The following is a 14687-nucleotide window of genomic DNA, read 5'->3' as shown; positions in this document are numbered from 1 at the left end:
CAGGTGGCGCGGACGCGATGGACGCCCCGGCACACCTTCGCTAGACCTCCCGGCGATCACTGCCGAGGGAGCCCAGCATGACCGAGACCCGCACAGAAACCGACAGCTTCGGCCCGCTCGAGGTTCCCGCCGACAAGTACTGGGGCGCGCAGACCCAACGCTCGATCCTGAACTTCCCGATCGGCTGGGAGCGGCAGCCGGTCGCCATCGTCCGCGCCCTCGGCGTCATCAAGAAGGCGGCGGCGAGCGTGAACGCCGGCTTCGGCGACCTTGACACGGACCGGGCCCAGGCGATCCAGACAGCGGCGGGCGAGGTGATCGAGGGCAAGTTCGACGACAACTTCCCCCTCGTCGTCTGGCAGACGGGTTCGGGCACGCAGTCGAACATGAACGCCAACGAGGTCATCGCGAACCGCGCGATCGAGATCATGGGCGGCACCATCGGCTCGAAGGAGCCGGTGCATCCGAACGACCATTGCAACATGGGCCAGTCCTCGAACGACACCTTCCCGACAGCGATGCACGTGGCGACCGCCATGATGGCCCGCGACACGCTGCTGCCGGGTCTGCGCAAGTTGCACGCGGCGCTGGTGGCGAAGTCGGAGGAGTTCGCCGACATCATCAAGATCGGGCGCACCCATACGCAGGACGCGACCCCGCTGACGCTCGGTCAGGAATTCGGCGGCTACGCTCACCAGGTCGCCAAGGGGATCGAGCGGGTCGAGGCCTGCCTGCCCGACATCTACGAGCTGGCCCAGGGTGGCACGGCCGTCGGCACCGGGCTCAACACGCGCAAGGGCTTCGCCGAGAAGGTCGCCGCCGAAATCGCGGCGATCACCGACCTGCCCTTCGTCACGGCCCCGAACAAGTTCGAGGCGCTCGCCGCCCACGACGCGATGGTGATGTTCTCGGGCGCGCTCAAGACCGTGGCCGCCAGCCTCTTCAAGATCGCCAACGACATGCGCCTCCTGGGTTCCGGCCCCCGCTCGGGCCTGGGCGAGCTGATCCTGCCCGAGAACGAGCCCGGCTCCTCTATCATGCCGGGCAAGGTGAACCCGACGCAGGCCGAGGCACTCACTATGGTCTGCGCGCATGTCATGGGCAACGACGCCGCCATCGGCTTCGCCGGCAGCCAGGGCCATTTCGAGCTCAACGTCTACAACCCGATGATGAGCTACAACCTCCTCCAGTCGATGCAGCTTCTGGGCGATGCCGCCGGCAGCTTCACCGACAACATGGTCGAGGGCACGAAGGCCAACGAAGCGCGGATCGACACGCTGATGAAGGAGAGCCTGATGCTCGTCACCGCGCTGGCCCCCACCATCGGCTACGACAACGCCACCAAGGTCGCCAAGACCGCCCACCGGAACGGCACCACCCTGAAGGAGGAGGCGCTGGCGATGGGGCTCGTCGACGAGGAGACCTTCGACCGCGTCGTCGATCCGAAACTGATGATCGGGCCGAAGTGAGCGGCAAGGTCGTCAACCTGAACCACGCGCGCAAGGCGCGGGCGCGGGATGCGAAGGCGGTGCGCGCGGCGGAGAATGCCGTCCGTTTCGGGCGCTCGAAATCCGAGCGCGAGGCGGAGGCGGCCCGCGCCGGGAAGGCCCGGCGCGACCTCGACGGCCACGAACGCGAGTGACCGACGCCCGCCCCCGCAAACGCTCCCTGACGCTGCACGGGCACCGGACGTCGGTGTCGCTGGAGGATGCCTTCTGGGACGCCTTCGTCGCCATGGCGCGGGACCGGGACCTCTCGGTCAACGCCCTGGCCGCCGAGATCGACCGGGAACGCGGCGTGAGCGCCGGGCTTGCCTCGGCGATCCGGGTGGCCGTGCTCCGGCATCTGCAGCGGTCAACGAAGGATTAACCCGCACGTGCGATCAGGGGTCATGCCGCATCTGCTGTCCGACCGCGCCGCCGCCTGGCTCAATTCCGTCTTCGCCGCCAAGGCCGCCCAGAGGGGCGGCATCGTCCGCCGCTCCGTCCGCGACGTCGAAGCGCTGATCCATCGTGATGTCTTCCTGGCCGAGGTCCGCCGACGCGGCTTCACGGCCGTCGAGAACGGCGGGCAGTTCGTCGTCTTCTGCAATCGCGAACCGTTCTACCGCGTGGTCTAGAAGAGCTTTCGACGAAAGCTCTTCCCCAAGTCTTCGCTGAAGACTTGGATGTTGGAGTTTTCACGGAAAACTCCGGAAAGAGCCTTCATCGAAGGCTCTTCAGGCCGACGCCCGCAAGACGCCGAGCACCTCCGCCGCAGGCAACTCCGCCGTGACGAAGGCCTCCCCGATGCCGCGGGCCAGAACGAACCTCAAGCGCCCCTCGATCACCTTCTTGTCCTGCCCCATCAGTGCAAGCAGCGTCTCGGCGTCCGGCAGGTCGCCCGGAATGTCGCGCAGGTCGCGGGCCATCCCCATCGACTGCAGATGCGCGCGTACCCGGCTCGGGTCTTCCTGCGCACAGAGCCCCAGCCGTGCCGACAGCTCGAAAGCCAACGCACAGCCGATCGCCACGCCCTCGCCGTGGAGCAACCGGTCGGAGTAACCCGTCGCCGCCTCGAGCGCATGACAGAACGTGTGCCCGAGGTTGAGGAGCGCACGATCCCCCTGCTCGGTCTCGTCGCGGGCGACGATGTCGGCCTTCATCTGCACCGAATGGCGCACCGCCTCGATCCGGAGGGCCGGATCGTCGGCGAGGCGCGGTGCGTTCCGCTCTAGCCAGCCGAAGAATTGCGCGTCGCCCAGAAGCCCGTATTTCATCACCTCGCCGTAGCCCGCGCGGAAGTCGCGCGGCGTCAGCGTGTCGAGGATATCGACGTCGGCCAGCACGAGTGACGGCTGGTGGAAGGCCCCGACGAGGTTCTTGCCGTGGCGGGTGTTGATCGCCGTTTTGCCGCCGACGGAACTGTCGACTTGCGCGAGGAGCGAGGTCGGTACCTGCACGAAGCGCACCCCGCGCCGCAGGATGGCCGCGGCGAAGCCGACGAGGTCGCCGATCACCCCGCCGCCGAGGGCCACGACCACGTCGCCCCGCTCGCATTTCTGGTCGAGGAGCCACTCGACGGTCTGTGCGAGCCCCTCCCAGCCCTTCGTCGCCTCCCCCGGCTCAAGGAGGAGCGCGGGAGCCTCGATCTCGCCCAGCCCGGCGCGCAGCGCATCGAGCTGCAGCCCGGCGACGCGCCGCTCGCTCACCACGAAGACCCGCGGCCGCCGCAGGAGAGGACCGATCATCTCGCCTGCCCGCGCCAGCAGGCCGCGGCCCACGTGAACGTCGTAGGCCCGCGCGCCCAGGGGCACATGCACCGTCTCGATCATGGTATCCTCACGTCAGTATTTCGGCCCGCCGGAGCCGGGCGATGACCCGGTCCACCATCTGCGGAATGGGCAGGTCGGGCGCGCCTTCGACCACGAGGTCGGCCTGCGCGTAGGCCGGCGTCCGCGCGGCCAGCAGCTCCAGCAGCGTGGCCTTCGGATCGTCGGTCATAAGAAGCGGGCGCGTCGTGCGATGCCGCACCCGCGACCAGAGAAGCTCGGCGTCCGCCTTCAGCCAGACCGAGACGCCGGCGGCCGAGACCACGTCGCGGTTCTCCGGCCGCAGGAAGGCCCCGCCCCCGGTCGAGACGATGCCCGGCCCCTGCGCCAGAACGCGGGCCAGCACCTCGGTCTCGCGGGCGCGGAAGAAGGCTTCGCCGTCGCGCTCGAAGATCTCGGCGATGCTCATGCGGGCGGCATCGACGATCGCCTCGTCGGTGTCGCGGAAGGGGACCCGCAGGCGCGCGGCGAGCGCGGTGCCCACCGCCGTCTTGCCGCAGCCCATCATGCCGACGAGAACGACGGGGCGCGCGAGCCGGAGCCGCGCGCCCGGGCGCGTTGCGGTCGTCCCGCCCGGCATCTTGTCGCCAATCCCCCGCATTCGACTTGCCTGCCCTGTCGCTTGACCGATTGCCATCTATATCTGCGCCCGCCACAATGGTTGCAACGATAACACGCAAGGCAGGCATGTTCCGCTTCCTGAAATACCTCCTGATCCTCCTGGTGCTCGGTGCGGCGGGCCTGTTCGGCTATTCCTACCTGATGGAACCGGAGACGGCGCCGGTGACGACCACGATCGAGATCGACGCGGACGATGCGGGCGAGTAGCGCGCTCTGCCTCGCCGCGTTTCTGGCGCAGCCCCTCGCCGCGCAGCAGGCCCCCGATTCGGCGATTCCCTGGCTCTCCGACAGCCTGACCACTCCGCGCACGGGCCCCGCCCGGGATGAGCCCGCGGCCACGCCGCTGGAGGGCACCCAGATCACCGTCATGCCGCTCGGCCAGACGCGGCGCGATGCGGTCGGCCTCGTCTCGACCGCGCTCACGGGGCTGCCGCGCGACACCTTCGCCGGTTCCGATCCGGATCGGCTCGCGGAACTCATCGCAGATCTGCCGCAGGATGCGCTGCCGGCGATGCAGGATCTCGCGCTGATGCTGATGCTGGCGGAACTCGACCCGCCGCGGGCGGCCGCCGATTCCGACGAGCTCTTCTTCGCGCGGCTCGACGGGCTGCTGCGGATGGGCGCGCTCGAACAGGCACAGGCACTGATGGAGCGGGCCGGGGCGACCGATCCGCGGGCCTTCCGCCGGTGGTGGGATACCTCGCTGCTGACCGGCTTCGACACCGAGGCCTGCGCGGCGATGACCGACAATCCCGGCGTCGCACCGACCCTGCCGGCGCGCATCTTCTGCCTGACGCGCACCGGCGACTGGGCCGCCGCCGCGCTCACGCTCGACACGGGCCGGGCGCTCGGCGTGATCTCGGAGGCCGAGGACCGGATGCTGGCGCATTTCCTCGACCCCGAGATGTTCGAAGGTGCGCCACCGCCCATCCCGCCGCGCCCGATGACGCCCCTCGCCTTCCGCCTGCTCGACGGGATCGGGGAGACCCCCTCGACCACCGGCCTGCCGCTCGCCTTCGCCGTCTCGGACCTGCGCCCGACGATCGGCTGGAAGCGACAGCTCGAGGCGGCGGAACGGCTGACGCGCGCGCGGGCGCTCGACGTCAACCGGCTGCTCGCGCTCTACACCGAAGGACGGCCCTCCGCCTCGGGCGGCGTGTGGGAGCGGGCGGAGGCGGTGCAGGCGCTCGACACCGCCCTTCTGGAGGAGGATGTCGAGGCCGTCGCCTCCGCGCTGCCGACGGCGGTGGAGCGGATGCGCGACGCCGATCTTCTCGTACCCTTCGCCGATCTCTACGGCGCGCGCCTCGCCGCGCTCGACCTCGAGGGCGTGACCGCCGAAGAGGCCCTGCGGGTCGGGCTGCTCTCGCCCGCCTACGAAGCCGTCGCCGCGCGCGCGACGCCCGAAACGCCCCGCGACCGCTTCGCCGTATCCGTCGCCCTGGGCGAGGTGACGAGGGCCGAGCCGCCGGACGCGCTCGCCCGCGCCATCGCCGACGGGCTGACCGCGGAGCCCCCCGAGCGCCTGGCCCGCCTCGCAGCGAAGGACCGGCTGGGCGAGGCCCTGCTCGAAGCCGCGCTCCTGCTGTCGGCCGGGGCCCGGAGCGACCCGCAGGACATCGCCGATGCGCTCGCCTTCTTCCGCTCCGCCGGCCTTCTGGACGTGGCCCGGCGCACGGCGCTGCAGCTTCTGCTGACATGAGCGGCTGGGTCGATCTGTTTCTGGAGGCGCAGGCCGCGGAACGCGGAGCCGCGCTCAACTCGCTGCAAGCCTATCGTCGCGACCTCGACGCCTTCCGCAGCCATATCGAGCATCGTGGCGGGGCCATCGCCACGGCGACGCGGGGCGAGATCGAGGGCTTCCTCGTCGCCTGCGAGGCCGAGGGGCTCGCCGCCTCGACCCGCGCACGCCGGCTCTCGGCCATCCGCGGTCTCTATCGTTTCGCACACGAGGAGGGGCTCAGGACCGACGACCCGGCGATCCGGATCACCGGCCCGCAGAAACCGAAGACCCTGCCGAAAACCCTGTCGCAGGGGGATGTGGACGCGCTTCTGACGGCGGCCGAGGACATGGGGCGCACGGAGGCCGAGCGCCTGCGCGACACCTGCCTGCTGCAACTGCTCTATGCGACGGGGATGCGCGTGAGCGAACTCGTCGCGCTCCCCGTCGCGGCCGCGCGGGGCGACCCCCGGATGCTCCTCGTGCGCGGCAAGGGCGGCAAGGAGCGGATGGTGCCGCTCTCGCCCGCCGCGCGCGACGCGCTCGCCGTCTGGCTGGCGCACCGCGACGCCGCCGAGGCGGAGGCGCGGGCCGACAGGGGCAGCGCTCCCTCGCCGCAGCTCTTCCCGTCACGGGGCAAGTCGGGCCACCTGACGCGCATCTGGTTCCACGGCCGCATCAAGAGCCTCGCCGCCTTCGCCGGGCTCGACCCGGACGACGTGAGCCCCCATGTGCTGCGCCATGCCTTCGCCACCCACCTTCTGGCAGGCGGGGCCGACCTGCGCGCGATCCAGGCGATGCTCGGCCACGCCGACATCTCCACCACCGAGATCTACACCCACGTCCTCGAAACGCGGCTGAAGGAGCTGGTGCTCACACACCACCCGCTGGCCGAGAAGTAGGACCGTCCGCTGCGGCGACGTCGAAGCAAGAGGAAGCCCATGACCCTGTCCGTCTATCTCTCCGGAGAGATCCACACCGACTGGCGCGACGAGATCGCCGACGCCTGCGCCGGGCTCGACGTGACGTTCTCCGCGCCGGTCACCGACCACGCGGCCTCCGACGATTGCGGGGTCGCGATCATGGGCGAGGAGCCCGACAAGTTCTGGCATGACCACAAGGGCGCGAAGCTGAACGCGATCCGCACGCGCCGTGGGATCGAGGAGGCCGACATCGTGGTCGTGCGCTTCGGCGACAAGTACAAGCAATGGAACGCGGCCTTCGACGCCGGCATGGCGGCGGCCCTCGGCAAATCGCTCGTCGTGATGCACGGGCCCGACCATCAGCACGCCCTGAAGGAGGTCGATGCCGCCGCGCTCGCCGTGGTCGAGACGCCCGCGCAGGTGGCGCAGATTCTGACCTACGTCCTCGACGGGCGGCTGCCGGGCTGATGGCACCTTGCCGGAGGCCCCGACCGGCCCCATAACCCGCCCATGGAAAACACCATCGACACGATCAACTGGGGCGCGACCTGGGGCACGGCGGCGGCCATCGTCTTCCTGCTGTTCCTCTCTGCCTTCTTCTCGGGGTCCGAGACGGCGCTGACGGCGGCGAGCCGGGCCAAGCTGCGCAGCCAGGCCGACAAGGGCAACGCCGGAGCCGAACGCGCGCTCCGGGTGACCGAGGACAACGAACGCCTGATCGGCTCGGTCCTTCTGGGCAACAACATCGTTAACATCCTCTCGGCCTCGCTCGCCACCGCGCTCTTCACCACCCTCTTCGGCGAGGGCGGCGTAGCGATCGCGACGCTGGTGATGACGGCCCTCGTCCTCGTCTTCGCCGAGGTGCTGCCGAAGACCTACGCGATCACCAACCCCGAGACCGCCTCGTCGCGCGTGGCCCCGGTGATCGCGGTCGTCATTCGGGTCTTCAGCCCCATCGTCTCGGCGGTCCGCGCGCTCGTGCGCGTGGTGCTCTCGGTCGTGGGCGTCGACACCGACCCGACGCGCAACATCATGTCCGCGCGCGAGGAGATCACGGGGGCCATCGCCCTCGGCCACACGGAGGGCAGCGTCGAGAAGGAAGACCGCGACCGCCTGCTGGGCGCGCTCGACCTCGGCGACCGCTTCGTGGAGGAGATCATGCTCCATCGCTCCGGCATTGAGATGGTCGACGTCGACTCCGCCCCGAACGAGATCGTCGACCAGTGCCTGCAGTCGCGCCATACCCGCCTGCCCGTCTACCGCGACGAGCCGGAAAACATCATCGGCGTGCTGCACTCGAAGGATCTGCTGCGCGCGATCGACAAGCTCGTGCGCACCGACGCGGGCGGCATCGGGGCCGTCTCGCAACTCGACGTCACCGAGGTGATGATGGAGCCCTATTTCGTGCCCGAGACGACGACGCTCGACGACCAGATGCGCCAGTTCCTGAAGCGGCACACCCACTTCGCCCTGGTGGTCGACGAATACGGCGCGCTGCAGGGCCTGCTGACGCTCGAGGACATCCTCGAGGAGATCGTGGGCGAGATCACCGACGAGTTCGATCAGCCCGACGAACCCGTGCTCGAGGCCGAGGCCGACGGCACCTATCTCATCGAGGGCGGCATGACGATCCGCGACCTCAACCGCGTGACGGACTGGAGCCTGCCGGACGAGGAGGCGAATACCGTCGCGGGCCTCGTCATCCACGAGGCGCAGACGATCCCGACCAAGGGACAGGTGTTCTCCTTCCACGGCTTCCGCTTCGAGGTGGCCGAGCGCGAGGCCAACCGCATCACGCAGCTCAGGATCCGGCCCCTCGGCTGAGGGCACGAGGTAAGGCAAACCTGTCTTCGCCGGGCTGCGGGCCTGTGTTAACGTAAGGTCAACCTGCGCCGACCCGGATGTGAGGTGCCCCATGTCGCGCCCCCTTTTGGCCGCCGTTGCCCTGGCCGCCGCTCTCCTGCCCCTGCCCACAGACGCCGCAGGTCCAAGTTTCGACTGCGCCCGCGCGGCGACCTCGACCGAATTCGCGATCTGCGACAGCGCCCGCCTCTCCGAGCTCGACGTCACGATGGCCGCGCTCTACCGTCGTGCGGCCGCCGGAAGCGCCAATCCCGACCGGTTGTGGGCGCATCAGCTGCTCTGGCAGCGCTGGCGCAACATCTGTGGCGGCGATGCGGCCTGCCTCGCGCGGCGCTACGAGGCCCGCATCCTCGATCTCGCGCCACCGGGGGCCGCACCGCCCCTCGGGGACGGGCCCGCGGTGACCTACCGCATTCGCGACGGGCGGTCCGAGCGCGTCTACCCCGACGGGCGGATCCAATGGAAAGACCTGACGACGGGCCGTGTTGGCACGATCCTTCCCGACGGGTCGCGATCCGTCACTATGCACGCGCAGGTCGAGCCGGACACGCTGCCGGAGTTCCCGGCCTCCGCCAGCGCCTGGGTCGCGGCGCTCGAAGCGCCGCTCCTCGAGACGGTCGACAGCCTCCTTCCGGCCGAGTTCCACGACGACTACCGCGCCGCGCAGGCCGGGGTCGCCCTGCCCGACCGGATGTTCCGGCACGTCGACTCGATCCGGTTTCTGAGCAGTGAGTAACCCTCTGCTGCCCGCCGCCGCCCTCCTGCTGGCGCTCGCCGGTCCCGCTCTGGCCGATGGTCACGCCGGGGTCGAGACGATGCCGCCGGAGGTGCCCATCATCGTCCAGGCCCTGCCGACGGCTGGCGATTTCGACCCCGGCGCGTCCGACCCGGACGCCGCCGACCTGATGGATGCGCTGACCGGACGGTGGGAGGACCTGCCCGGGGCCGACGCGGTGCAGGGGTACGTGCCGAGCGGCGAGACGATGGCCGCACTCGACACCCTCCACCGGGCGACCTACGAACACCGCACCCGCGCCCTCGATCATCGCCACGCGGTCTTCGCGTGGCAGCATGTGTCGTCGCAGGTGCTCTTCGTGATCGTGATCCTGATCGTCGGGATCGGACTCTACTTCTCGTGGATCCAGTTCCGGGCCGAGCGCGACGGTTCCCCGGCCAAGTCGACCACGCTCAAGGCCGGAAAGTCGGGTATCGAGGTCACGTCTCCGGTCCTCGGCGTCATCATCCTCGCGCTGTCGCTGGGGTTCTTCTATCTCTACCTCAACCACGTCTACCCGATCAGCGAGCTTTGACCGCCTCCGCTCAGATGACGGTTCGGTCGGTATCCGCCGGGCAGAGGCTGAGCAGGATCGCCGTCAGATCGTCGAAATCGCGCGCGACGTCGAGTGCCCCCTCCGCCCGCAACGCCCCGGGCGAATTGTACCCCCAGGAGACGCCGACCGCCCGCACCCCCGCCGCACGCGCCATGCGGATGTCATGGCGCGAGTCGCCCACGACGATCGTGCGCCGGGCGTCGAAGCCCGTTTCGGCCATGGCGCGGAAGACCATACCGGGATGGGGCTTTGACGGGTTCTCGTCCGCGGTCTGCACCGTCGAGAAGACCGGCGGACATTCCATCGCGCGCAGCATGTACATCACCCCGCGCCGCGCCTTGCCCGTCACGATCCCGAGCGTGAGGCCCCGTCGCCGCAGGTCGACGATCGCCGGTTCGGCCCCCGCGAAGGCCGGCACCTCGTCGAGACGTTCGATCGCATCGAAGTACCGCAGGCGGTAACCGGCCAGGATCACCTCGACTCGGTCCGCCGGCAGATGCGGCGCGAGGGCCGCGATCATCTCGGGCAGCGACATGCCGATCAGATCGCGGATCGCCTCCGGCGCGGGCGGCGCCTCGCCCGCGGCCGCGAAAGCGTCGGTCATCGTGTTAACGATCTCGGGGGCACCGTCGACGAGCGTTCCGTCGGCATCGAAGAGAACAAGATACGACCGGTCGGATGCCGGGACGACCGCCGGTTTTTTCGTCGTGACTGGGCCAGACCAATGACACCCCGTCATCCGCGGTCCTCCTGCGTCTTCGAATGCGAGAGACAAGGGCCCGGAACGGGGCCTGGAAAACCAAAACAATCTCAAGTTGAATGGCGTGCGTATCGGCTGTTTTCCGCCGAAAGTCAACGAAAGCGTCTGTTTGGTACTTTCCGGTTCGAGTCCAGGGCCGGCCGAGGTCAGGCCACGCCGGCGGCCGTCTCGGCTTTGGGCGCATTCGTCTCTTCGGGCTCCCAGGTTCGCAGGTGCGCGGCCGCCGCATGGCCCGCCGCGCTCGGGTGGAGCCATTCGCTCGGATCTTCGGCCACCACGCGCCGCCGCCGGGCGAGGAAGACCGGGCCGAAACCGCGCCAGTTCCCGACCGAGGGCGCATCGGCATCGCAGGGGAAGCGGTCTCGCCAGTCCTCGGGCAGCGCGAGGCCGACGTCCTCCATCCGCGAGAGCATCCAGACGAGCGGCACATTCGCGAGCGGCCGCGATGCGTGGCGTCCGTTCAACTGCCCGCCGAGGTCGCCGTGAGTGCCGCGGAACCACAGCTGCTCGACGCTGGCCGTCCGCCGCCCGCGCGTGCGCCAGCGGTCGAGCGCATAGGCCATCCGCGTCTCGTCGAGCGCCATCGCGTGAAATCCGTGGTCAACGGATTGCCCCAGACGGTGCGAGCGGAAGGCATGGACCTTCGGAAAGAGCCGCCAAAGCACCGGCCAGCGGATGCCCACCGCCTGCACCGTGTCGAGCACGCCCACGGCCGCGATCCGCACCTTCGGGTGACAATGCTGCGCCGCGAACCGCCGGGCCTCGGGGTGGAGCGGCGCGTCGCGGTAGTGGCCGTAGGCGCGCAGGACCATCTCCTCGCTCGCGTGTTCGGGGCGCAGGAGGCCGACGCGGTCGATCATGCCCGCGAGCGCGCGCACGCCGTAGGCCCCGCGCGAATAGCCCATCAGGTAGATGCGGTCGCCCGGCCGCCAGCGTTCGGCCAGAAAGAGATAGGCGCGGCGGATCTGATGGTTGATGCCGACGCCCGCCATGATCTCGGGCGCGTGCCGCCAGCCCCGCCATTCGAGCCCGGGCTCGTAGTAGAGACAATGCCGCGCCTCCGCGGCGAGCATCCGGTAGGTCAGCCCGATCGAGGTTTCGTAGCCGGGTGAAAGCGACGACATCGTCCCGTCGAGCAGGACCACGTGGCAGGTGCCCTCGGTCGTCTCGGCCGTCGGCCGCGTGATCCCGCCGCCATCCCGCCCGAGCAGGCGGTCGATGAAATCGCGCAGGCCCATCACGCCGCGTCGGTCGCCCCTTCCGCCAGCTGCAGCAGCGCCCAGACGCGTGACGGCGTGAAGGGCATGTCGACCCGGCGCAGCCCCAGATCCCAGAGCGCGTCGAGCGCCGCGTTGCCCACGGCGGCCATGGCCCCAACCGTCCCGGCCTCGCCGCAGCCCTTCATGCCGAGGACGTTGGCGGTGGAGGGCACGGGCTCGGAATGGAAGGCGATCATCGGCATTTGTACCGCGCGCGGCATCCCGTAATCCATGAAGGACGCCGTCAGAAGCTGCCCCGTCTCGTCGTAGACCACATGTTCCGAGACGGCCTGACCGATGCCCTGCGCCACGCCGCCATGGACCTGGCCCTCCGCCAGCATCGGGTTCATCAGGTTCCCGAAATCGTCGACCACGGTGTATTTCACGACCGCAAGCTGTCCGGTCTCCCGGTCGATCTCCACCTCGCAGATATGCGCGCCGTTCGGATAGCTGCGCCCCGGCAACGTCGTCGTCTCGCGCGTCTTCAGAAGCTCGGTCTCGCCCGCCGTGCGCGCGGCCTCAGCCGCTTCCAGCACCGTCATCACCCGGTTCGAGCCCTCCGCGCGGAAGGCCCCCTCGCCGAAGTCGACCGCCTCGACCTCGAGAAGCCCGGCCACGAACGGCGCGAACTTCTCGATCACCTTCGCCGCCGCCGCCTTGTTCGCGGTGCCCTGCGTCGTGACCGAGCGCGAGCCGCCGGTGCCCCCGCCCTTGGCGATCCGGTCGCTGTCGCCCTGCACCACGTCGATCATCTCGGGCGCGATGCCGAGGTCGGTGGCGAGGAACTGGCGATAGACCGTCTCGTGCCCCTGCCCGTTCGACTGCGTGCCGACATAGAGCGTCACACGGCCGTCTTCGGTGAACTCGATCTCCGCGCTCTCGGACGGATCGCCCAGGATGCTCTCGATGTAATAGCAGAGCCCCAGACCGCGCAGCTTGCCCGCCGCCGCGCTCTCCGCCCGGCGGGCCGCGAAGCTCGCGACGTCGGCCTCGGCCATCGCACGGTCAAGGACGCGGGGGAAATCGCCCACGTCGTAGGTCTCGCCCATCGCGCTCTCGTAGGGGAAGCTGTCGGGCGCGATGAAATTCCGGCGTCGCAGATCGAAGGGGTCGACCCCGAGCTCCCGCGCCGCATAGTCCATCGCCCGCTCCAGGACGTAGATCGCCTCGGGCCGCCCGGCCCCGCGATAGGCGTCGACCTGCGTGGTGTTGGTGAAGACGCCCGTCGAGGTCATGTAGCAGGCCTGCACGTCGTAGACGCCGGGCATCACCTTGGAAAAGAGCTCCGACTGGATATGCTGCGCGTAGCCCGAGTTGTAGGCCCCGAGGTTCGCCACGTTGTCCATCCGGTAGGCGACGAGACGGTTCTCGGCATCGAACCCCAGTTTCGCCGTGCAGATCAGGTCGCGCCCCGCGTTGTCCGAAAGCATCGCCTCGGAGCGGTCCGCCATCCAGCGCACGGGCCGCCCGAGCATCCGCGTCGCATGGGCCACAAGCACCATCTCGGGGTAGCTCATCGCCTTCATCCCGAACCCGCCGCCCACGTCGGGGTTCGTCACCCGGATCGCCGCCTTGTCCATCCGCAGCGTGGTGGCGAGCGTGCCCATCGGCCCCCAGACGCCCTGCCCGTTGAAGCAGACGTGCAGCCGTTCGCCCTCCATCTCGGCCCAGACGCCGCGCGGTTCGAGCGAGGCGCAGATGATCCGGTTGTCGTCCACCGTCAATTCGACCACCCGGTGCGCCGCGGCCAGCGCGGCCTCGGTCGCCGCCTCGTCGCCCTTGCCATAGTCGTAGACCACGTTGTCTGGGGCGTCCGGGTGGATCGTCGCGCCGCCCACGGCCACGTCGAGCTTCACCGGCAGCTCGTCGAAATCGACCTCGATCGCCTCGGCCGCGTCACGCGCCTCGGCCAGGCTGTCGGCCACGACGAAGGCCACCGCCTCGCCGACGAAGCGCACCCGCTCGACGGCCAGGAGCGGCCGGCGCGGGGCCGCCGCCTTCGAGCCGTCGCGGTTCTTGGCCACGGCGGTCGGTAGGTGGTTCTCGATGTCGGCGGCCTCGAGGTCCGCGCCCGTGAGCACCGCCTGAACGCCCGGCATCCCGCGCGCGTCATCCGCCGCGACCGTCACGCGGGCATGGGCCACCGGCGAACGCAGGACATAGCCGAAGAGCGCCCCCGCCGGAGCCGTGTCGTCGACGTAGGCTCCACCCCCGGTCAACAGGCGCGGATCCTCGGCCCGGCGGACGGATCTGCTCAGGCCGAGGGCGTCTTGCGGGGCGGGCGTCAGGTCATTCATCGCGGGCAACTCCGGGCGGCAGGGGTCGTCTCCGCACCCTAGCCCCGTGCGGCGTTCTGTCCAGTGCGGCCCTCGGGCGACCGTGACCTGTTCCAGATCAAAGCAGGACCTGCAAAGAGCTGCTCAAACGCCCGCACGTACCAACCGGAGCCCCGAATGACCCCCGACCTGATCTTCACCCTCTCGTTCCTGCTGGCGCTCGTGGGCTGGCTCGCCCTCGCCTTCGCCCCGCTGGCCCCGGCCCGCCTCGCTCCGGTGGGCGGCATCTTCGTCCCGGCGCTTCTCGCGCTTGCCTATGCCGTCACAGCGGCGGTCTACTTTCCCGGCGCGCCCGGTGGGCTCGACAGCCTCGCGAACGCCCTGGTCTTCTTTACTCTGCCCGGCACCGTCCTCGCCGGCTGGATCCACTACCTCGCCTTCGACCTCTTCGTGGGCGGCTGGATCCTGCGCGACGGGCGGCGGCGCGGGGTGCCGCATTGGGCGATCCTGCCGGCGCTGCTGTTGACCTGCCTGCTCGGCCCGGTCGGCTTCCTCCTGCATCTCGCCCTCCGCCGGGCGATCGGTCACGCGCCGGGCTGAGGCCATACGGGGCGCTGCGGGGTT

At 69.8% G+C, this 14687-nt stretch carries 17 protein-coding genes; 12 read left to right on the top strand and 5 right to left on the bottom strand.

Features of this window, described 5'->3' with window-relative positions; genetic code table 11:
• The first annotated feature begins 77 nt into the window (after nt 1–77).
• Genes fumC through HSX43_RS09405 form a run of 4 tightly spaced genes read left to right on the top strand, consistent with a single transcriptional unit; the run spans nt 78 to nt 2119 of the window.
• Nucleotides 78–1469, top strand: coding sequence for a class II fumarate hydratase (gene fumC, locus HSX43_RS09420; protein ID WP_179379874.1), 1392 nt, complete (start codon nt 78–80; stop codon nt 1467–1469).
• Nucleotides 1466–1642, top strand: a complete 177-nt coding sequence (locus HSX43_RS09415; RefSeq protein ID WP_179379873.1) for a DUF4169 family protein — start codon at nt 1466–1468, stop codon at nt 1640–1642. Before fumC ends, HSX43_RS09415 begins: the two co-directional genes overlap by 4 nt.
• Nucleotides 1639–1869, top strand: coding sequence for a ribbon-helix-helix domain-containing protein (locus HSX43_RS09410; RefSeq protein WP_179379872.1), 231 nt, complete (start codon nt 1639–1641; stop codon nt 1867–1869). The genes HSX43_RS09415 and HSX43_RS09410 overlap by 4 nt, the downstream gene beginning before the upstream one ends.
• A gap of 22 nt (nt 1870–1891) precedes the next feature.
• Nucleotides 1892–2119, top strand: a complete 228-nt coding sequence (locus tag HSX43_RS09405) for an N-(5'-phosphoribosyl)anthranilate isomerase (RefSeq protein ID WP_179379871.1) — start codon at nt 1892–1894, stop codon at nt 2117–2119.
• 99 nt (nt 2120–2218) lie between these two features.
• Here the strand turns inward: HSX43_RS09405 and aroB are convergent, their stop codons facing one another.
• Together aroB and HSX43_RS09395 are read right to left on the bottom strand one after the other, a co-directional pair.
• Nucleotides 2219–3313 (bottom strand): 3-dehydroquinate synthase, encoded by a 1095-nt coding sequence (aroB, locus tag HSX43_RS09400; protein WP_179379870.1) that lies wholly within the window; start codon nt 3311–3313, stop codon nt 2219–2221.
• 7 nt (nt 3314–3320) lie between these two features.
• Nucleotides 3321–3911: a shikimate kinase gene (locus HSX43_RS09395; RefSeq protein ID WP_407929369.1), complete on the bottom strand. Its 591-nt coding sequence runs from the start codon at nt 3909–3911 to the stop codon at nt 3321–3323.
• A gap of 56 nt (nt 3912–3967) precedes the next feature.
• On the opposite strand from HSX43_RS09395, the gene HSX43_RS09390 reads away from it, so the two are divergent.
• From HSX43_RS09390 to HSX43_RS09360, 7 genes are all read left to right on the top strand, one after another.
• Nucleotides 3968–4138, top strand: a complete 171-nt coding sequence (locus tag HSX43_RS09390; RefSeq protein WP_179379869.1) for a hypothetical protein — start codon at nt 3968–3970, stop codon at nt 4136–4138.
• Entirely contained in the window at nt 4125–5633 is a 1509-nt protein-coding gene (locus HSX43_RS09385) for a hypothetical protein (RefSeq protein WP_179379868.1), read from the top strand. The genes HSX43_RS09390 and HSX43_RS09385 overlap by 14 nt, the downstream gene beginning before the upstream one ends.
• A complete protein-coding gene (locus HSX43_RS09380; protein ID WP_179379867.1) occupies nt 5630–6553 on the top strand; it encodes a site-specific tyrosine recombinase XerD in 924 nt (307 codons plus the stop codon). Before HSX43_RS09385 ends, HSX43_RS09380 begins: the two co-directional genes overlap by 4 nt.
• A 39-nt stretch (nt 6554–6592) precedes the next feature.
• Nucleotides 6593–7042 carry a YtoQ family protein gene (locus tag HSX43_RS09375; RefSeq protein ID WP_179379866.1) on the top strand — a complete coding sequence of 150 codons (450 nt, stop codon included), beginning with the start codon at nt 6593–6595 and terminating at the stop codon, nt 7040–7042.
• A gap of 42 nt (nt 7043–7084) precedes the next feature.
• Nucleotides 7085–8398, top strand: coding sequence for an HlyC/CorC family transporter (locus tag HSX43_RS09370; RefSeq protein WP_179379865.1), 1314 nt, complete (start codon nt 7085–7087; stop codon nt 8396–8398).
• Nucleotides 8399–8489: 91 nt separating this feature from the next.
• Nucleotides 8490–9173: a lysozyme inhibitor LprI family protein gene (locus HSX43_RS09365; RefSeq protein ID WP_179379864.1), complete on the top strand. Its 684-nt coding sequence runs from the start codon at nt 8490–8492 to the stop codon at nt 9171–9173.
• Complete coding sequence (locus tag HSX43_RS09360) at nt 9166–9747, top strand: hypothetical protein (protein WP_179379863.1); 582 nt, start codon at nt 9166–9168, stop codon at nt 9745–9747. Before HSX43_RS09365 ends, HSX43_RS09360 begins: the two co-directional genes overlap by 8 nt.
• A 10-nt stretch (nt 9748–9757) precedes the next feature.
• On the opposite strand, the gene HSX43_RS09355 is transcribed toward HSX43_RS09360, so the two are convergent.
• The 3 genes from HSX43_RS09355 to HSX43_RS09345 form a co-directional block, all read right to left on the bottom strand.
• Complete coding sequence (locus HSX43_RS09355) at nt 9758–10507, bottom strand: HAD-IA family hydrolase (protein ID WP_179379862.1); 750 nt, start codon at nt 10505–10507, stop codon at nt 9758–9760.
• Nucleotides 10508–10674: 167 nt separating this feature from the next.
• Entirely contained in the window at nt 10675–11766 is a 1092-nt protein-coding gene (locus tag HSX43_RS09350) for a DUF2235 domain-containing protein (RefSeq protein WP_179379861.1), read from the bottom strand.
• Nucleotides 11766–14084, bottom strand: coding sequence for a xanthine dehydrogenase family protein molybdopterin-binding subunit (locus HSX43_RS09345; protein WP_179379860.1), 2319 nt, complete (start codon nt 14082–14084; stop codon nt 11766–11768). The genes HSX43_RS09350 and HSX43_RS09345 overlap by 1 nt, the downstream gene beginning before the upstream one ends.
• A gap of 156 nt (nt 14085–14240) precedes the next feature.
• On the opposite strand from HSX43_RS09345, the gene HSX43_RS09340 reads away from it, so the two are divergent.
• Nucleotides 14241–14663, top strand: coding sequence for an abscisic acid-deficient protein Aba4 family protein (locus tag HSX43_RS09340; protein WP_179379859.1), 423 nt, complete (start codon nt 14241–14243; stop codon nt 14661–14663).
• Nucleotides 14664–14687 lie beyond the last annotated feature (24 nt).

This window comes from Jannaschia marina (assembly GCF_013404595.1).
Taxonomy (GTDB): domain Bacteria; phylum Pseudomonadota; class Alphaproteobacteria; order Rhodobacterales; family Rhodobacteraceae; genus Jannaschia; species Jannaschia marina.
Note: the sequence above shows the minus strand (reverse complement) of the source record. Positions and strands in the feature narration are given on the sequence as shown.